Here is a 17,827-nt window from a genome sequence, read left to right as displayed (position 1 = left end):
AGTCCCGGTGGGGATGACCAGGTAATTTTCCACATCCCAAGGAACCTGGGTTTCATCGCCGACGCCCGTCCGTGCGCTCCTTCTCCTCGGTAACGCCACGATCGGCTTTCTCCTCAAGGTTCTTACAGGTTGCGAACGTCAGCCCTCGCCTCCTTCGGCCGGCCGGGTCCGATCATTACTGTCGGTGAGGTGAAGGTGATGGTCACCGGTTCGGCCGGTTTCATTGGAAGTCATGTCGTCGAGTCGTTCGAGGCCGCGGGGCATGAGGTGTCGGGACTCGATCTGCGCGACGGGGCCGATCTTCGCGACCGGGACACCCTGGACCGACTGCTGCCCGAGGTGGATCTGGTGGTGCATCAGGCGGCGAAGGTCGGGCTCGGCGTGAACGTGGCCGACCTGCCGGACTACGCCTCGGTCAACGTGTACGGCACCGCCGTGCTGCTGGCCGCGATGGCCACACATCACGTCGGGCGGCTGGTGATGGCCTCCTCGATGGTGGTCTACGGCGAAGGCGCCTACGACTGCGCCGAACACGGCCGGGTCAGGCCTGGCCCGCGCTCGGCGGCCGACCTGGAGCGGGGGCGGTTCGACCCGTCCTGCCCTGTCTGCGGCGAGGCGGTGCGCTCGGCCGTGATCGGGGAGGACGCGCCGATGGACCCGCGCAACGCCTACGCCACGACCAAGCTGGCCCAGGAACACCTGGCCGCGAACTGGGCGAGGGAGACCGGCGGGAGCGCGGTGGCGCTGAGATACCACAACGTGTACGGGCCGCGGATGCCGCGCGACACGCCCTACGCGGGTGTCGCCGCCATCTTCAGGTCGGCGCTGGAAGCCGGACGGGCGCCCCGGGTGTTCGAGGACGGCTGTCAGATGCGCGACTTCGTGCACGTGCGCGACGTGGCGCGGGCGAACCTGGCGGCCGCCGAGGCCGAGCCGGTCGCGGGTGGCCTGGTCGCGTACAACATCGCCAGCGGCGTCCCGCACTCCGTCGGGCAGATGGCCGCCGCCCTGGCGGCGGAGCGCGGTGGGCCCGAGCCCGTCGTCACCGGCGAGTACCGGCTGGGCGACGTCCGGCACATCGTCGCCGCGCCCGGCCGGGCCCGCGCCGAGCTCGGGTTCGAGGCCGAGATCGGCTTCGAGACCGGCATGAAGGAGTTCGCCACCGCCGCTCTGGGGACGCCATGACCCGCTCTGGGGACGCCATGACAACGACCATCGATGTAGTGCTGCCCTGCCTGAACGAGGAAGCCGCCCTCGCCTGGGTGCTCGAACGGATGCCGCCGGGCTACCGCCCGATCGTGGCCGACAACGGCTCCACCGACTCCTCGGCGAAGATCGCCGCGGAGCTGGGCGCGCTGGTGGTGAGCGAGCCGCGGCGCGGGTTCGGGGCGGCCTGCCACGCGGGGCTGCTGGCCGCCACGTCCGAGCTGGTCTGCTTCATGGACGCCGACGCTTCTCTCGATCCGCGGCAGCTGCCCGAGGTCGTCGCCCCGGTCCTGGGCGGGCAGAGCGATCTGGTGCTCGGCAGGAGGGTGCGCCGGCCTGGCGCGTCGTGGCCCTTGCACGCCAGGCTGGGCAACGCGGTGCTGGCCGCGAAGCTGCGCCGCCGTACCGGTGCGGCCCTGCACGACCTGGGGCCGATGCGGGCCTGCCGCCGGGCCGAACTCCTCGCGCTCGGGCTGCGGGACCGCAGGTTCGGCTACCCGCTGGAGATGGTGCTGCGGGGAGCGGGCGCCGGGTGGCGGATCGCCGAGGTCGACATCGGCTACCTGGCCCGTCGCGGGCGGTCGAAGGTCACTGGGACCGTTCGCGGGACCGTTCGGGCGATCTCCGATATGCGAGCCGTCCTGCGAGACGGATGACGGCGGCGACGAGCCCGGTCCCGGCCAGGACGATCAGCAGGTTGAGCGCGTAGTCGTGCGGCAGGATCGACGGGTTGTCCGCCCGCCTGCCCAGCGCCAAGACCGTCGGCAGCGTCGCGAGCGTCGCCATCCCCGCCACGATCAGCCATGCCCTCAGCGCCGCGCCCGCCCTGGCCACGAGTACGCCGGCGAGCAGCACCGCGGGCGCCAGCACGGCGTCGTGCGCGATCAGGACGCCGCCGAACCACAACGCCCAGCCGGGCGGGTCGCTGTCCATGAGCAGCCCGGCGAAGCCGAGCGCCACCAGGGCGCCGCCGAATACGTATCCGAGCCATCTCATGACACCCTCACCCTCGTGACCCATTTGGTCTGCATGACCCCGGGCCGGTTCGGCGCGATCAGCCGGACCGGGTAGCCATGGTCGGCGTCCAGGGACTGGCCGTTGATCTTCAGTGCGAGCAGGGTCAGCGGATCGTTCCAGTGCGGTGGCCGGATCTCGCTGCTGCGGTAGTAGCCGTTCTGTTCGAGCGACTCGACCGTCAGGTACGCCTCGGGGGAGCCGCCTGCCTGGGCGATCAGGTCGCGCAGCCGGATTCCGGTCCATTCGCACTCCACGCTCCAGCCCTCCACGCACGAGATGGGCAGGCTGACCGTGTGCTGCGGCAGTCGTACCAGATCGGCGTAGGTGAGGGAGAGCGGCGTGCGGACGGCGCCCATCACGACCAGCCGGTAGCCCGGGTCGCCGATCGCCCCGGTGATGCCGGCGGCGAGCGCGGACCTGTTCACGGGCACACCCTGGGAGCCGATGCGCGGGTTGCGCGGCGCCAGTACGGCCAGCCGCCCCAGCGGGGCGACGGTCTCGCCCGCGGTGACCAGAGCGGCCACGCCGCAGGCGGCGGCGATCGTGTACAGGAAGCGACGGCGGTCAGGGTCCTGAACCCTGGTCCACAGGTGTCGCCGGAGCTTGGCCCACTCGTTGACGACGTGGACGACGAGCGCGCCGTAGACGATGAAACCCGTCCAGTAGTGCGCCTGGATGAATCCGAACGGCCAGGCGTAGTCGTAGGCGATGTTCATCAGCCCGGTGACGAGCTGGAACAGCGCCCCCGCCACGAGGAGCAGGACGAACAGCCGCTCGGCCGCGTGGCCCACCGAGCGCAGCGGCGGCCACTGCCACAACTTCGGGTAGACGGCCCACAGTTTCGCCAGGAGCAGCGGCACCGTGGCGATGCCGCCGATGACGTGCAGGCCCTGCGTGACGCGGTACAGGTTGACCGGCCGCGACGGCCACAGCAGCCAGGGGGGCGGATGCTGGGTGAAGTGGCTGAACAGCCCCGTCGCGAAGGCGAGCGTGAAGCTGATCCCCAGCCACATGCCCAGCCTGGCCGACACCTGCTCCGACCTCAGGCGGCTGGTGAACCTGGCCGAGAGCGTCTGGATGAACATCATCGTGCTCCTGCCTCCTCGAGGGTGCCGGCCGCACGCCTCTGTCGTACGGCCCAGCCCGCGACGACCCCCACCGTGGCCAGCGCATAGGCCAGGGTGGACGGCCCGAACAGGTAGGCGACCGCGCCGGCCAGCGCCACGCCCAGCCACTCCCATCGCCCGTCCATGGCGGCCAGCGCGACGACCAGGAGCGCGTACCAGGAGTAGGCCGGGGTGAGCAGGAGCAGGAGCGATCCGCTGACCAGCAGCGCCCCCGCCCATGGGCGGTCCGGGTCACCGTGGCGTAGCACGAGCCAGATCACCAGACCCAGGACGGCGATGGCGGCGAACGGCGTCCAGGAATCCGGCATGACCAGCCGCAACACCCCGTATCGCTGTCTCGCCGACGGCGCCTCGTAGCCCTCCTCCTGGAGGTAGCCGAACAGGTAGCCCAGCACGGAAGCCCGCGAGGCGAGCACGTACGGCAGATAGCTCAGCACGACGACGGCCCCGGCGGGCAGCACGACGGCCAGGACACGCCGCCAGGCGACCCCGTCGCGCAACACCCCGGACAGCGCGCCGGGAAGCGTGACGGCCGGCAGCAGCTTGGCCGCGATCCCGGCGCCGAGCAGCGCTCCTCTGCCCCGGACCACGCAGAAGGCGAGCACCACCAGCAGGACGCCCAGCATGTCGACGTGGGCGTTGTTGACCGCCTCAGCGGGCACGGCCGGGCACCACGCCCAGCACGCGGCCTGTCTGACGCCGATCCATCGCAGCAGTGCCAGCAGCACCGCGATCGCCATCAGCGCGCCACCCACCTGGTACGGCTTGTGCCGCGCCCCATCGGGCGACAACCAGTGCACCAGCCGGAAATAGCCCTCGGCCAGCGGCGGATAGATGGTGTGCACGAGCGGCCTGTTGATGCGCGTGCAGACTCCCTCCGCCAGGTGGGCGAGGCCGGGCGCGGCGCAGTCATCGGGGAAGAGCCAGTCATCGCGCAGCGGGCCGAGCGCCGGATCGGCGGGCGCGTAGTCGTACGGCGAGTGCCCGGCCGCCTGCACCCGGCCGTCCCACGCGTACCGGAAGGAGTCGGTGCTCGTGCTCGGCGGCGCGACCAGGCCGGTGGCGGTCACCACCATTCCGCCCGCCACGACCAGCAGGGTCAGCTCCCGCTTCGGCACCTTGCGCGCCCCCCAGAAGGCGGCCGCGAACAGCCCCCATGCCAGCAGGTACCAGTTGAGCAGGCCGGGCCCGCCCAACGCCATCCTGATCAGGACGAGCACCAGGGCGACAAGCGTCGCGCCGGCGAACACCGTGTATCTGCTCACGAACCGAGCGTGTCACCCTCTGGCCGCTTGCGACCGCCGCCACGGCCGCCCGTAACAACCCCGTAAGAGACTGCGTAAGAGACGGCCACCCGTAACAATCCCGTAAGAGTCGCCCCAGGTCACCGGCCCTACTGTCGGACCATGAAGATCACTCCAGGGGCGGCGCAGCTCGTGGTCATCGCCAAGGAACCTGTCGCGGGCCGCGTCAAGACCCGCCTGACGCCACCGTTCACGCCGAGCCAGGCGGCCCGCCTGGCCGAGGCGTCACTGGAAGACAGCCTGACCACCGTGGCACGGGCGCCCGCCACCCAACGCGTCCTGGCCCTGGACGGACTGCCCGGCAGCTGGCTGCCCGACGGCTTCGTGGTCATCCCGCAGCGCGGGAACGGCCTGGACGAGCGCCTGGCCGCCGCCTTCGCCGATGCCTACCGGCTGCGTCCCGAGCCGGTCGTGCTCATCGGCATGGACACCCCGCAGGTCAGCCCCGCCCTGCTGGACGCTGCCACCAGCGCCCTGGTCGAGCACGACGCGGTCTACGGCCCGGCGGCCGACGGCGGCTTCTGGCTGCTCGGCCTGCGGCGGCCCGATCCGCGCCTGCTCCTCGGGGTGCCCATGTCCCAGGCGTACACCGGCCGCGCCCAGCTCGAGCGGCTCGCGGAAGCCGGCCTGAGCGTTCGGCACCTGCCCGAGCTGACCGACATCGACACCGCGGCCGACGCTTTCCACGTCGCCGCCGAAGCTCCCGGCTCCCGCTTCGCGGCGACACTGGCCGAGGTGGCGCCGCCTTCGGCGCAGGTGACACCGCTGGCTGGGGTGGCGCCATCGGCCCAGCTGACACCGCCGGCCAGCGTGACGCTGCCGACCGAGGCGGGTGCGCGCCGATGATAGGCGAGATCTACGCGGAGGCATTGTCCGGCGCCACCGTCGAGATCGAGCACGCCGACGGGACCCGTCGGCCGCTGAACGTGGCCAGCTGGTTCGAGCCGATCGACGGTGACGAGGCGATGCTGAGCCGGTGCGCGGGCCCCACGCTCGACATCGGATCGGGTCCCGGCCGGCTGACCGTCGCGTTGAACCATCGGGGCGTGCACGCTCTCGGCATCGACATCGCGCCGCGCGCCGTGCACCTGACCCGGCGAGCGGGCGGGTACGCGCTGCTCCGGAGCGTCTTCGACGTGATCCCCCGGACGGGAAGCTGGCAGACCGCGTTGCTCGCCGACGGCAACATCGGCATCGGCGGACATCCACGTGTCCTGCTGCGCCGGGTCCGCGAGCTGGTACGGCCAGGCGGCGAGGTCGTCGCCGAGGTCGAACCCCCGGGCGTGACCAGCAGGGTCGACCGGGTCCGGCTGCGCCGTGCCGACATCGCGGGCGACTGGTTCGCCTGGGCCGTGGTGTCGGCCGACGACATCGGCCGGCTCGCCGAATCCAGCGGCTTCGACCTCGCCGAGAGCTGGCAGGAGCAGGGCCGCTGGTTCGCGGCCCTGCACCCTGGGGTGACCAGCTGAACCGATCGGCACCTGGAGGGCTGTCAGGTTCGGCGGGCGTGGGAGGCTAGCCGGTCGGCGAGCGCGACGACGAGGTCGCGTAGTTCGTCGGGACGCTCGATGACGAACGGCCGGTCGAGCGTGGCGAGCACCGCGGGCAGCCAGTCGAGCCGTTCGGCCCGTAGCTCGACGCGTTGCCACTGCTCGGCCGCCGGATCCTGGTCCGCGGTGGGGGAGATCTCCGCCAGGCTCGCGGGAAGGCGGGCGCGGATCTGCTCGACCGTCCCGTGTATCCGCAAGGTCACCTCGTATCGGTACGAGGCCGTGGCGAACCCGGACAGGACACGCTGCGCCGGGTCCGGTCCGGCGGGTACCTCGAAGGAGCCGGGCAGGGTTCTGGCGTCTGTGACGCGGTCGAGGCGGAAGGTCCGGTTCTCGCCGATCGAGGGGTCCGCGCCCGTGACGTACCAGCGGCCCGAGTGGTTGACGATTCCGTACGGGTGCAGCGTGCGGTCGCTGCGCCGGCCGTCCCGATCGGTGTACCTGAGCGAGACGGGACGGTGGTGGCGTACCGCGTCGGCGATGGTGAGCAGGGTCCCGGCGTCCGGCGTGACCGGCTCGCCGGCCGGCTTGGTGAAGGCGAGGGATTCCAGGACCGTGTCGAGCCCGCGGGTGAGACGTTCGGGAAGCACCCGCCGGATCTTGGCCGCCGCCGTCTCGCTCGCGGTGTCGTCGGCCGTCGCCAACCCCGTACGCCGACCGGCGATCAGGCCGAGCAGCACGGCCAGCGCCTCGTCGTCGTCGAGCATGAGCGGCGGCAGACGGTAGCCGCGGCCGAGACGGTACCCGCCGTAACGGCCACGCACCGCCTCGATGGGTATGTCGAGGTCGATGAGCTGGTCGACGTACCGCCGCACGGTGCGGCCGTCGACGCCGAGCCGGTCGGCGAGTTCGGCCATCGTCCGGGTGCCGCCCGACTGCAGCAGTTCCAGGAGGGTGAGTACGCGGCCGGTAGGACGGGACATGTCTGCGAGCTTACGGCCAATAGTGGACCGATTCTGTCCAGTATTGCGGCTAACGTACGAAGCGCCAAGGCTTAACAATTCAGGAGGAACGCCATGAACTTCGTTTCGATCCGCATCATCTCCGGCGATGTCGCCCGCCTCGTCGAGTTCTACGAGAAGGTCACCGGGGTGGAGGCGGTCTGGTCCACCGAGGACTTCGCCGAGCTGAAGACCTCCAGCGCCACGCTGGCGATCGCCGGCACCCGCACGGTGCCGCTGTTCGCTCCCGGGTCCGCCCGCCCGGCCGACAACCACAGCGTGATCACCGAGTTCCTCGTTGACGACGTGGACCGCGTGTACCAGAACCTGACCGGATTCGTCACCGACGTCGTCGCCGAGCCCACCACGATGCCCTGGGGCAACCGGTCGCTGCTGTTCCGCGACCCCGACGGCAACCTCGTCAACTTCTTCACCCCGGTCACCGACGCCGCCATCGCCAGGTCGGGTCGTCACATGGGGTAGGCCTTGGTGACGGAGATCCTGGTGTCGCCGAGGAACAGCCAGTCCGGTGGGGCGATGAAGCCGGGAAGCGCGGACATCTCACTGGGATTCCGGCTCGTATCGGTGACCCGCAGCCGGACTTTGTCGCCGGGAGCCTTTATGGTGAGCGACGCCTCGACTCCCGCCGGTCCCGGGGCGTGGAAGACGAAGCCCGCCGGATCGGGCGTTATGGAGCGGTCCTCGACGGTCAGCGTCGCGGTGTCCCCGTACACCCGCAGGCCGATCATGTCCGCTCCGCGCTCGGAGCGGATCCGGACGCGCAGGGTTCGCACGCCCTGCCGGGTCGTGTCCGCGAGCACCCGCAGCGAGGGCGCCGGTAGCGCGGCGGTCTTCGCCTGGCTGAGGAGCTTGGACCCGCCGCCCCACAGCTCCGCGAGCGGCCGGCCGGTCGCGTCGGCGCCGCCATAGCGGCGGGCCCATTGGTCGGGCGCCTTCGAGGTCAGCCACACGGCCTTGCCGGTGTCCGCGTCGAGGCCGTACGCCAGGCTGGTTCGCCGCGGGTGCTCCTTGTCGATCGGCTCGACCAGCAGGCCCGCCGCCACCAGGGCGATGGAGACGACCAGCGCGGTCAGCGGGATCAGCGGGGTACGCCTGCGCGGCCAGACCACCTCGATCAGCGGCAGCAGGAGGCCGCCGAACAGGATCATCAGCGGCATGGGGGCGTAGCCCGCGTACTGCAGGCCCGTCGGCAGGCTGTTCCACGCGCTGGGCAGCAGGATCAGGGCGCCCGGTACGAGAGCGGCGGCGAGAACGAGGACGCGCCACCGCGGCGGGCAGCGGAGTGCGGCCAGCCCGCCCAGCGCCGCACCCAAGGCGGGCCAGGCGGCGAGGTGCGACGCTCCGGGCGACACGATGCCGAGCCCGAGACCGATCAGGGCCACGCAGGTCAGCATGCCCAGCGCCAGTTCGGCGGGGCCGACGCGACGGCGCAGCAGCGTGTACCAGGCGATGAGGATCGTGCCCGCGAGCGTCAGCACGGCGAGCCAGAGCAGCTCCGGCCGGTACGGCGTCGTGGTGGCGGTTCCGCTGAGTTCGGGCCGGATCGCCTTGAGCAGGTCCCAGAAGTAGATCCCGACAGCCACCCCGAGTCCGATCGGGATCAGGGCGAGCGCGGTGCCGAGGAGCGTACGCCGCAGGGTGACCACGCCCCGGCGGCGGGCCAGGAGGATCAGCGCCAGTGCCGCCAGCGGGGCGACGGCGCCCAGCAGGGTGGCCGCCCAGGTCGGATAGCGAACCAGCAGGCCGGGCGGGAGGTTGAAGTAGACCAGGTCGTTCCCGGTGGTCAGCCGCGCCAGGTCGGTGCCGCCGAACGCGCGCACGAGCGCCAGCGTGTTGTCTCCCATCTGTTGCAGTGCCGCCAGATCGACGTGCGCGGGGTCGTCGAGAACGCTGTGGTACAGGGTGCCGGCGTTGGCGTAGGCGGAGTCCAGCACGGCCATCCCGCCGGGTTTGAAGGCGGTGAAGTCGGTGTCGTTGTTGAGCAGTTTCATGAGCTCGGCGTACACGGAGTCGGCCACGGGCATCGGCGCCGCCGATCCGAACATGGAGATCAGGCCGGAGTTCGACTCCGTGCTCCGGAACATCAGCACCGGCCCCTTGGCCCCGCGCGCCTCGTTGTTGAGCACCACGCTCCGCCCCCGTGCGAGCGGGTGGTCTTTGACGAACGCCTCCGAACCCAGGAGCCCGGCCTCCTCGGCGTCGGTGATGAGGAACACGATGTCGTTGCGCAGCCGTTCACCGTCCGCGACCAGCGCTCTGGCCGTCTCGATCGCGCTCGCCGTACCGGCCCCGTCGTCGTTGGCACCCGGTCCCTCGGGGACCGAGTCGTAGTGAGCGGTGACGAAGACCCGGCCCGTGGGAGCGGTCCCGGGTATCACGGTGACGATGTTGAAGACGCGCCCGGCGGTGATGGGGTCGCCCCGCTCGTCGATGGGTGAGACGCCCACCGCCTCCTGCACCTCGGGCCGCAGGCCCAGCCGCCGCAACTCGCCGACCAGGTATTCGCGGACCCGGGTGTGCTCGGCCGTGCCGACGGGGTGGGGTTTGACGGCGAAGCGCTCGACCTGGGTAAAGGCCCGCTGCGCGCTGAATTCCCGGTCGGGGGCGGTGGCCGGGCTCACCGCGACGGGGGTGGTGTCCCTGATCGCGCCGACGGCGATCAGCAGGAGCACACCCAGGGCCAGAAGCCCGGCGGCGAGTGAGCGCCGTCTCGATACGTGCTCGTCTGATGTCATCCTCGGTCACTCCTCGGGCTCGTGTCCTGTGCGTCCCCTTGTCGCGGCATCGGGGGTCACGGCGACGAAGTATTGCAGAAGAAATGCTGCAGCGAAAATTCTGCAATGTGAAGGCAGGGCGCGGTAGGCTCACAGCGTGGCGAACAGACCGTCGATCCGGCAGCTCAGTGATCCAGGTGCGCACAAGGCGCTCGGCCATCCGCTACGACAGCGGATCTTGCGGCATCTCGGCATCAACGGCCCGGCCACATCCACCACGCTCGGCCGGGCGCTCGGCGAGAACACCGGGACGCTCAGCTATCACCTGCGCCAGCTTGAGCGCAACGGGTTCATCGAGGAGATCCCCGAGCGGTCGACCGGAAAGGAGCGCTGGTGGCGCCAGATCAGCGCCGATCTGAGGTGGCCCCCGCCGGGTGAGATGGACGAGGAGTCGCAGAAGCTCCTAGACGAGATCACCGAGTTCAAGGTCGAGCAGGAGCTGGAACTCGCCCGGCGCTTCTTCCGAGACCATCGGCGATACGGCGAGTGGGCGAAGGCGTCCCGCGGGCTCACTCACCTGACCCGGGAAGAACTCGACGAGTTCTTCGAGGCGTACATGGAACTGCTGTCCAGATTCGGCCGCGCGCAGGAGGACGCGTCACCGGGAGCGCGGCCGGTGTTCCTGAGATTCTTCACGATGCCCGCCTCCGAGGACCCGCCGTCCTGACGACGGGTCTTGTACGGTCAGCGTGGGGTGGCGGGGCCGACCGAGCCTCGGACCACGATGTGAGTGCCCAGGACGACGTGCTGGGGTTGCCGGCGGTCGAGCGCGAGCCTGACCGCGGTCCTGCCCAGCTCTTCGGTGGGGATGCGTACGGTGGTGAGGCCGGGGGAGAGATCGGCGGCGAACGGGATGTCGTCGTAGCCGGCCAGCGACACGTCTTCGGGCACGCGTAGTCCGGCCTCGCGCAGTGCGGCGAGCACGCCGATGGCGACCATGTCGGTGGCGGCGAAGACGGCGGTGAACCGGGCGCCGAGGGCGATCAGCCGGCGGGCGGCGGTCTGTCCGTCGGCACGGTCGAAGCCCGCCGGGACGATCAGGTCCGGGTCGTACGGCACCCCGAACGACTCGTGGGCCCGGACGAACCCGCGCACCCGGTCGAGCTTGGTCGTGCTCGCCTGGCCGGGGTGGTCGGCGCCGATCAGGGCGATGTGCCGGTGTCCCTGGGAGAGCAGGTGGCTGGTCATGGCGTAGGCGCCGCCCTCGTTGTCGTACTCGACCACGGTGGTGGGCACGTCATCGCCCAGCGGCGGACGGCCGCACAGCACGAGCCGGGAGCCGGCCTTGTCCAAGGCGTGGGCGAAGTGGGACATGCGTTCGCGGTAGGCGTCGTCCAGCGTGCCGCCGCCGACCAGGATGACCGCGTCGGCGCGCTGCTCGCGCATGGCCTCGACCACGGCCAGCTCCCGGGCGGGGTCGCCGTTCGTGGCGCACACCATGCACAGGCGTCCTTCGGCGGTGGCCTGCTGCTCCACGCCCTTGGCGACGTAGGCGAAGGACGGGCCGGTGACGTCGTCCAGCACGAACGCCACCATCTTGGTGCTGGCGCCGGACAGGGCGCGGGCGTGCACGTTGAGCACGTAGTCCAGCTCTCGCATGGCCCGCAGCACCCGTGTCTTGGTGGACTGGGCGACCGGGTAGTCCCCCTTGATCACCCGGGACACCGTGGAGGGGGAGACTCCGGCCCGGGCGGCCACATCGCGGACGGTGGCACGATCGTCGTTCATCAAGCCACCCGGTCCAGGTCGTCATCGGTCACCCGGTGCGCCAGAGGCTGCCCAGCGGTCAGGCGTTCCAACTCGTCCAGGACCAAGGTCCCCATCCGGGCCACCTCGTTGCCGTGCGAGCCGGCGATGTGTGGGGTGAGAAAGGCGTTGGGCAGGTCGTACAGGGGCGAGCCCGACGGGAGTGGCTCGGGCTCGGTGACGTCGAGGATCGCCGACAGCCGCCCGGACTTCAGCTCGGCGACCAGCGCGTCGGTGTCGACCAGCGAGCCACGGGCGGTGTTGATCAGCACCGCGCCGTCCGGCATCAGCGCCAGCCGGGTGCGATCCAGCATGTGCCGGGTCTCCGGGATGGCGGGCGCGTGCAGGCTGACGATGTCGCTGCTGCGCAGCAGCTCCTCAAGGGAGGCTCGCCGCACTCCGGGAACCCGCGTGTACGGGTCGTACAGGCACATGTCTAGATCGTACGGCGCCAGCAGCTCGATCACCCGGCGTCCGATTCGCGAGGCACCCACGATGCCGACCCGGCGGCCGTTGTTGCCGACCAGGGGCTCGATCTTGGCCAGGGTGAAGCCGCGTTCGCGCCGGTAGCGCTCGCCCAGAGCGAAGACCCCCTTGCCGGCCAGCAGGATGGTGCCGACGGTGTACTCCGCCACCGGGACGGCGTTGGCCGCGGCCGCCGAGGAGACCAGCAGGCCGCGTTCCCAGCAAGCGGGGGTGACCAGGCCCTTCACCGAGCCGGCGGCGTGCAGCACGGCCCGCAGGCGGGGGGCGGCGGCCAGCACCGCCTCGTCCACAGGCGGACAGCCCCAGCCGGTGATGAGGATCTCGGTGTCGGTCAGGTCCAGCCGCGGATCGTCGAAGCGCTCGGCGACCAGTGTCACGTCGATGTCGGCCAGCGTGTCCAGCCGCCGCAGCAAGGGCGCGGGGAAGAGCAGTGCGAGGTGTTCCTCGCGCATGGCGAACAGCGCCTTCGGGCGTGGGGACACGGGGGAAGCCCTCCATTCGGTAGACATCGGTTTCTACGCTAGAGGCGCGGCCACTTCCGGTCAACGGATGACATCGCAGCAGGACATACACCCATATGTAACGTATTCGTAACGCGACCTTGTAGGCAGGCGTCACTCAGTCGTAGCGTTCGCAGCGACCGGTTTCTATCGAACTTCGAGAGTCAGCTGCTGCCCCTCAGACGGGACCTAGGTGATGAGCACGCTACAGACGAGGCATGAGCCTCAGACGAGTCCGCCTTCCGGACCGTCCGCACGCGGACGCCGTACACGTGGCAAGGCGGCGGCCCGTACGGGTTGGTCGGTCGGGCTGCTCGCGCTGCCGGCGGTCGCCTTCTTCCTGGTCTTCAACTACCTGCCGATGGCCGGGCTGGTGGTGGCGTTCAAGGAGTTCGACGTCAACCTGGGGATCTTCGGCAGTCCGTGGAACGGGCTGGCGAACTTCGCCTACTTCCTGGAATCCGGGGACGCGGCGCGGATCCTGTTCAACACGCTCTTCCTCAACGTGCTGTTCCTGGGCGCGACGCTCGCCGCCGGGATTCTTCTGGCGATCATGCTGAACGAGATCCGCGGCACCTTCTTCAAGCGGGCCTCCCAGTCCGTGGTCTTCTTCCCCTACTTCGTCTCCCCGGTCGTGATCAGCATCATCCTGCAGGTCCTGCTCGCCGGGGCCTCCGGCGGGGGAGGAGCGGTCAACGACGCCATGACCGGCCTCGGACTGCCCACGGTGGACTGGTACAACGAGCCGGGACCGTGGCCGTGGATCCTCACCGTGGTGAAGGTCTGGCAGCTCGGCGGCTACCTCAGCGTCATCTTCCTGGCCGCGATCACCGGCATCCCCGAGGAGGTCTACGAGGCCGGGATGATCGACGGAGCCTCGCGGGCCCAGATGGCCTGGCGCATCACCCTGCCGCTGCTCAAGCCCACCGCCGCGGTGCTGCTGGTCCTGGGGGTCGGCCGGATCTTCTACGGCGACTTCGGCACCATCTACGCGATCATCGGCGACAACGGCACCCTGTTCGAGAACACCGACGTCATCGACACCTACGTCTTCCGCGCCCTGCGCCAGCTCGGCGACTTCGGCACCACCGGTGCGATCGGCCTGTTCCAGTCGGTCGTCGGCTTCATCCTCGTGGTGATCGCGGTGCTGATCCAGCGCAAGTACTCCAAGGAGACCAGCATCCTATGAGCGGCAGAAAGCTGGAACCGTTCACCGTCTTCAGCATCATCGGCGTCGGCCTGGCCGTGCTGGCCTGCGCCGTCCCCTTCTGGATGATCATCTCGGGCTCGTTCACCAGCGAGTCCGTGCTGGCCACGACCGGATACAGTCTTTTCCCGGATTTCGACCTCACCGCCTACAAAATGATCTTCACGGGTCCCGCGGTGCTGGACGCCTACCTTGCCAGTGTCTTCATCACCGTTGTGGGCACGGCGCTGTCCCTGGCGGTGACCTCGGGCCTGAGCTGGGTGATCGCCCGCCGGGTGCCCGGCATCAGCCGGCCGCTGACCGTCTTCTCCTACCTGCCGATGCTGTTCTCCGGCGGTCTCGTCCCCTTGTACCTACTGGTCACGCAGTATCTGCACCTGCAGAACAGCTACTTCTCGGTCATCCTGCCGCTGCTGGTCATGCCCTTCCTGGTCTTCGTCCAGGTCAGCGCCTTCCGTCAGCTGCCGGAGTCGATCTTCGAATCGGCCAAGATCGACGGCGCGGGCGAGCTGCGCATGTTCTTCACGATCGCGTTGCCGCTGTCCAAGCCGATCCTGGCCGTCGTGGGCCTGTTCTACGCCGTGCACTACTGGAACGACTGGTTCATGGCGCTGCTGTTCATCGACGATGTGCACAAGTTCCCGCTCCCGCTGGTGCTGCAGAACCTGATCTCCAACATCTCCTTCACGCAGATGCTGCCGCAGCTGGCCGAGACGGCCACTCCCGTCTACCAGCTCCGCCTGGCCCTGACCACCGTCGCCATCGGGCCGATCCTGCTCGCCTACCCCTTCGCCCAGCGCTACTTCGTCAAGGGCATCACCCTCGGCGCCACCAAAGGCTGATCCCCCCACCTTCTGGAGTTACCGTGTCCAACCCCACCATGTCCCGGCGCGGCCTGCTGGCCGCCGGCGGCGGCCTGTCCGTAGCCGCTTTCCTCGCCGCCTGCTCCTCCCAGCCGAAGGCCGCCGGCAATCAGGCCGGCGGCGCGCTCGCGTTGAGCCTCCTGCTGCCCGGCGACGTGCCGGCCGGCTGGGACGCCGTACTGGCCGAGGTCAACAAGAAGCTCCAGGCCGACCTGGGCTTCAGCATCAAACCGCAGTTCATCCCGTGGACCAGCTACGGTCAGCAGGCGCTGCTGAAGTTCACCGCGGGGGAGAAGTTCGACACCGCGCTGCAGGCACGCTGGCTCAACATGACCCAGCTGGCGGCGAGCGGCTCGATCGTCGAGCTGAGCAGCCTGCTGTCCAGCGGCAAGTACCCCAACCTGACCGCCACGATCGACCCGAAGATCATCGAGTTGAACCGGTGGAGCGGCAAACTCTACGGCCTGCCCCAGATCAACTCGGTCGCTCGTTTCCACCACTTCAGCATCCGCCAGGACCTGGCCGACAAGTACGGCATGAGCGACATCACGGATTTCGCGGGGCTGGAGAAGTTCTGGTACGACGTCAAGCAGAAGAACAAGGACATCACCCCGATCGGGCTGAACTCCCGGCTGCCCAAGCTGCTGGTGGCGTGGAACCCGGTCGGCTGGCTCAACCCCTACATGTGGGAGAACCCCAACATGAGCCTCGCCTCCTTCACCGGCGAGTCGCTCAACTTCGTGCTGGCCGCTGACGGCAAGCAGACCGGCTCGTCCCACCCGATCCCGTTCTGGGAGGCTCCGGGGATGATGGACGCGCTGCGCCTGGTGCGGAAGTACTACCAGGACGGGCTGTTCAACAAGAACGCGCTCACCCTCGACTCCAAGGCGCTGGACTCCCAGTTCAAGGCCGGCCGCGTCGCCACCGCCTGGGCCATGACCGACGGCCTGTCCTCCGCGGCCCTGCCCGAGCTGACCAAGAACGTCCCCGGCGCGATGATCGCGAACGTGATGCCGCTCAAGGGCGGCGAGAACGCCAAGCCGTACCAGACCTTCCAGAGCGACAACTTCGTCGTGCTCAACGCCAAGGGCCAGAGCAACGAGAAGGCCATGCAACTGCAGGACTGGGCGTCGATCAAGGAGAACCACGACCTGCTCAACTACGGCCTCCCCGGCAAGGACTGGAAGCCCGTCGGCGACGACAAGTACGAGAAGGTGTCCACCTACACCTTCCCCGGCTTCGCCCTCGCCTGGCGGGCCAAGCTGGAGCGCCGGATCAAGGAGATGACCGAGTCCGAGGCGAAGTGGTTCGATTGGGCGCAGGACATCAACAACTTCACCATCGACCCGTACGCCAGCTTCGTCCCTGACCCTGAGCCGGTGAAGCGGGAGAACGCGCAGGTCACCGCCGCCATGACGCAGTTCGCCAACCCGCTGTTCATCGGCGCGGTGGACGTCGACCAGGGCCTGGACAAGCTGAAGAAGGCGCTGGACCGGGCGGGCCTGGCCAAGCTCCAGGCGGAGATGGCCAAGCAGGCCGACGCGTATCTCAAGGGTCAGTGAACAGCGAGGTAGCACTCGTGCTTTTCTCGGAGGAATGAGCTTGATCCGCAATCCCGTCCTACCCGGCTTCCACCCCGACCCGTCGATCGTGCGGGTGGGGGAGGACTACTACCTGGCCACCTCGACCTTCGAGTGGTATCCCGGCGTACGCGTCCACCACTCCCGCGACCTGGTGAACTGGCGCCCGCTCGGCGGCATCTTGACCGAGCGCGGGCACCTCGACCTGTCCGGCGTGCCGGACTCCGGCGGCGTCTGGGCGCCTGACCTCACCTACCACGACGGGCTGTTCCACCTGGTCTACGGCGTGATGGACAACTACGCCCTCGGCTACAAGGACATCGCCAACTACCTGGTCACCGCGCCCTCGATCGAGGGGCCGTGGTCCGACCCGGTCCGGCTGCCCGGCCGCGGCTTCGACGCCTCCCTCTACCACGAGGACGGGCAGAGCTGGTTGCTCAACATGGTCTTCGACTCCCGCCCCGGACGCGGGTTCGCCGGGATCGAGCTGCAGCCCCTCGAAGGCGGCAAACCCGAGCTGATGCTGCCCAACCGCAACATCACCGAAGGGCCGCACCTGTACAAGATCGACGGCTGGTACTACCTGATGGTGGCCGAGGGCGGCACGGGGTACGAGCACGGGGTCACGGTGCTGCGTTCCCGTTCGATGGCGGGGCCGTACGAGGAGGATCCGGCCGGGCCGATGCTCACCTCGCGCCACGACCCGAGCCTGGAGCTGCAGAAGGCGGGCCACGGCTGCCTCGTCGAGACGCCGGCGGGGGAGTGGTACGTCGCCCACCTCGTGGCCCGGCCCTACCACAACCGCACCTGCGTACTCGGCCGCGAGAGCGCGCTGCAGCGGGTGGAGTGGGTGGACGGCTGGCCGCGCGTGGCGGGCGGCGTGCCCGCCGTGGAGGTGGCCGCGCCCGCGCTGCCCGCCCACCCGTGGCCGGCGGCCGACGGCTGGAACGGGCTGGAGCAGGACTGGAGCACGCTGCGCCGGCCCCCCTCGCCGGACTGGCTGACCGCCGACCACGGCGGCCTCACCGTGCACGGTGGTCAGTCGCCGTACGGACTGCGCAGCCCGAGCCTGGTCGCCCACCGAGTCACCGCCCAGAAGTGCTCGCTGGAGGCGGTCATGCGGTTCGAGCCCGGCACCGTCCATCAGTCCGCCGGCATCACCGCGTACTACAACTCGCGTAACTGGTTCTATCTCGCGGTGACCACCGAGGGGCTCGTGCTGACCAGCAGTGACCGGGGAGCCCGCACCGAACACCTGCTCGGCCCCGCGGCGGGCGAGGTCAGGCTGCGCGTGGAGTTCGACGGGCCGGTGGTGCGCTTCAACCACGGTCCTGAGCTGGACGCGACGATCCTGTCGGACGAGCATGCCGACGAGCGCATCGACGGCCAGATGCGCGCTTTCGGCTTCACCGGCGCGTTCGCCGGGTTCTGGGTGCAGGACCTGGCGGGCGAGGGCTGCACGGCGCGCTTCGAGCGGATTCGATATGAAGCCGCACGTTGAGACC

The 17,827-nt window shown here is 69.7% G+C and carries 17 protein-coding genes; 10 read left to right on the top strand and 7 right to left on the bottom strand.

The window, feature by feature from the left end; all coding sequences use genetic code 11:
* Window positions 1-189 precede the first annotated feature (189 nt).
* Both ACIBO2_RS09965 and ACIBO2_RS09960 read left to right on the top strand, forming a co-directional pair.
* Window positions 190-1,185, top strand: a complete 996-nt coding sequence (locus tag ACIBO2_RS09965; protein WP_397296311.1) for an NAD-dependent epimerase/dehydratase family protein — start codon at window positions 190-192, stop codon at window positions 1,183-1,185.
* A 17-nt stretch (window positions 1,186-1,202) separates the two neighbouring features.
* Window positions 1,203-1,862 (top strand): glycosyltransferase family 2 protein, encoded by a 660-nt coding sequence (locus ACIBO2_RS09960; RefSeq protein WP_397296309.1) that lies wholly within the window; start codon window positions 1,203-1,205, stop codon window positions 1,860-1,862.
* On the opposite strand, the gene ACIBO2_RS09955 is transcribed toward ACIBO2_RS09960, so the two are convergent.
* Genes ACIBO2_RS09955 through ACIBO2_RS09945 form a run of 3 tightly spaced genes read right to left on the bottom strand, consistent with a single transcriptional unit; the run spans window position 1,795 to window position 4,615 of the window.
* Window positions 1,795-2,202 (bottom strand): hypothetical protein, encoded by a 408-nt coding sequence (locus ACIBO2_RS09955; protein WP_358552491.1) that lies wholly within the window; start codon window positions 2,200-2,202, stop codon window positions 1,795-1,797. The genes ACIBO2_RS09960 and ACIBO2_RS09955 overlap by 68 nt on opposite strands.
* Window positions 2,199-3,311 carry a molybdopterin-dependent oxidoreductase gene (locus tag ACIBO2_RS09950; protein ID WP_358552493.1) on the bottom strand — a complete coding sequence of 371 codons (1,113 nt, stop codon included), beginning with the start codon at window positions 3,309-3,311 and terminating at the stop codon, window positions 2,199-2,201. The genes ACIBO2_RS09955 and ACIBO2_RS09950 overlap by 4 nt, the downstream gene beginning before the upstream one ends.
* The gene (locus ACIBO2_RS09945) at window positions 3,308-4,615 is read right to left on the bottom strand and encodes a hypothetical protein (RefSeq protein WP_358552495.1); all 1,308 of its coding nucleotides are present in this window, start codon (window positions 4,613-4,615) and stop codon (window positions 3,308-3,310) included. The genes ACIBO2_RS09950 and ACIBO2_RS09945 overlap by 4 nt, the downstream gene beginning before the upstream one ends.
* 141 nt (window positions 4,616-4,756) lie before the next feature.
* Here ACIBO2_RS09945 and ACIBO2_RS09940 point away from each other — a divergent pair, with 141 nt between their 5' ends.
* A complete protein-coding gene (locus ACIBO2_RS09940) occupies window positions 4,757-5,500 on the top strand; it encodes a TIGR04282 family arsenosugar biosynthesis glycosyltransferase (RefSeq protein ID WP_358552497.1) in 744 nt (247 codons plus the stop codon).
* Entirely contained in the window at window positions 5,497-6,123 is a 627-nt protein-coding gene (locus ACIBO2_RS09935; protein WP_358552499.1) for a methyltransferase domain-containing protein, read from the top strand. Before ACIBO2_RS09940 ends, ACIBO2_RS09935 begins: the two co-directional genes overlap by 4 nt.
* A gap of 23 nt (window positions 6,124-6,146) precedes the next feature.
* Here the strand turns inward: ACIBO2_RS09935 and ACIBO2_RS09930 are convergent, their stop codons facing one another.
* A complete protein-coding gene (locus tag ACIBO2_RS09930; RefSeq protein WP_397296305.1) occupies window positions 6,147-7,127 on the bottom strand; it encodes a helix-turn-helix transcriptional regulator in 981 nt (326 codons plus the stop codon).
* A 93-nt stretch (window positions 7,128-7,220) separates the two neighbouring features.
* Here ACIBO2_RS09930 and ACIBO2_RS09925 point away from each other — a divergent pair, with 93 nt between their 5' ends.
* Window positions 7,221-7,628: a VOC family protein gene (locus ACIBO2_RS09925; RefSeq protein WP_397296303.1), complete on the top strand. Its 408-nt coding sequence runs from the start codon at window positions 7,221-7,223 to the stop codon at window positions 7,626-7,628.
* Here ACIBO2_RS09925 and ACIBO2_RS09920 read toward each other — a convergent pair.
* Window positions 7,616-9,901: a M20/M25/M40 family metallo-hydrolase gene (locus tag ACIBO2_RS09920; protein ID WP_397296301.1), complete on the bottom strand. Its 2,286-nt coding sequence runs from the start codon at window positions 9,899-9,901 to the stop codon at window positions 7,616-7,618. The genes ACIBO2_RS09925 and ACIBO2_RS09920 overlap by 13 nt on opposite strands.
* Window positions 9,902-10,037: 136 nt before the next feature.
* On the opposite strand from ACIBO2_RS09920, the gene ACIBO2_RS09915 reads away from it, so the two are divergent.
* A complete protein-coding gene (locus ACIBO2_RS09915; protein ID WP_358552507.1) occupies window positions 10,038-10,607 on the top strand; it encodes a helix-turn-helix domain-containing protein in 570 nt (189 codons plus the stop codon).
* Between the two features lie 17 nt (window positions 10,608-10,624).
* Here the strand turns inward: ACIBO2_RS09915 and ACIBO2_RS09910 are convergent, their stop codons facing one another.
* Both ACIBO2_RS09910 and ACIBO2_RS09905 read right to left on the bottom strand, forming a co-directional pair.
* A complete protein-coding gene (locus tag ACIBO2_RS09910) occupies window positions 10,625-11,668 on the bottom strand; it encodes a LacI family DNA-binding transcriptional regulator (protein WP_397296299.1) in 1,044 nt (347 codons plus the stop codon).
* Window positions 11,668-12,654 carry a hydroxyacid dehydrogenase gene (locus tag ACIBO2_RS09905; RefSeq protein ID WP_397296297.1) on the bottom strand — a complete coding sequence of 329 codons (987 nt, stop codon included), beginning with the start codon at window positions 12,652-12,654 and terminating at the stop codon, window positions 11,668-11,670. The genes ACIBO2_RS09910 and ACIBO2_RS09905 overlap by 1 nt, the downstream gene beginning before the upstream one ends.
* Window positions 12,655-12,868: 214 nt before the next feature.
* Here ACIBO2_RS09905 and ACIBO2_RS09900 point away from each other — a divergent pair, with 214 nt between their 5' ends.
* Genes ACIBO2_RS09900 through ACIBO2_RS09885 form a run of 4 tightly spaced genes read left to right on the top strand, consistent with a single transcriptional unit; the run spans window position 12,869 to window position 17,823 of the window.
* On the top strand, window positions 12,869-13,861 hold the full coding sequence (locus tag ACIBO2_RS09900; protein ID WP_358552513.1) for an ABC transporter permease subunit: 993 nt from the start codon (window positions 12,869-12,871) through the stop codon (window positions 13,859-13,861).
* Window positions 13,858-14,721, top strand: a complete 864-nt coding sequence (locus tag ACIBO2_RS09895) for a carbohydrate ABC transporter permease (protein WP_358552515.1) — start codon at window positions 13,858-13,860, stop codon at window positions 14,719-14,721. The genes ACIBO2_RS09900 and ACIBO2_RS09895 overlap by 4 nt, the downstream gene beginning before the upstream one ends.
* Window positions 14,722-14,744: 23 nt before the next feature.
* A complete protein-coding gene (locus ACIBO2_RS09890) occupies window positions 14,745-16,304 on the top strand; it encodes a DUF3502 domain-containing protein (RefSeq protein ID WP_358552517.1) in 1,560 nt (519 codons plus the stop codon).
* A gap of 34 nt (window positions 16,305-16,338) precedes the next feature.
* Window positions 16,339-17,823 carry a glycoside hydrolase family 43 protein gene (locus ACIBO2_RS09885; RefSeq protein ID WP_397296294.1) on the top strand — a complete coding sequence of 495 codons (1,485 nt, stop codon included), beginning with the start codon at window positions 16,339-16,341 and terminating at the stop codon, window positions 17,821-17,823.
* Window positions 17,824-17,827 lie beyond the last annotated feature (4 nt).

This window comes from Nonomuraea sp. NPDC050022, assembly GCF_044460705.1.
Lineage (GTDB): Bacteria > Actinomycetota > Actinomycetes > Streptosporangiales > Streptosporangiaceae > Nonomuraea.
Note: the sequence above shows the minus strand (reverse complement) of the source record. Positions and strands in the feature narration are given on the sequence as shown.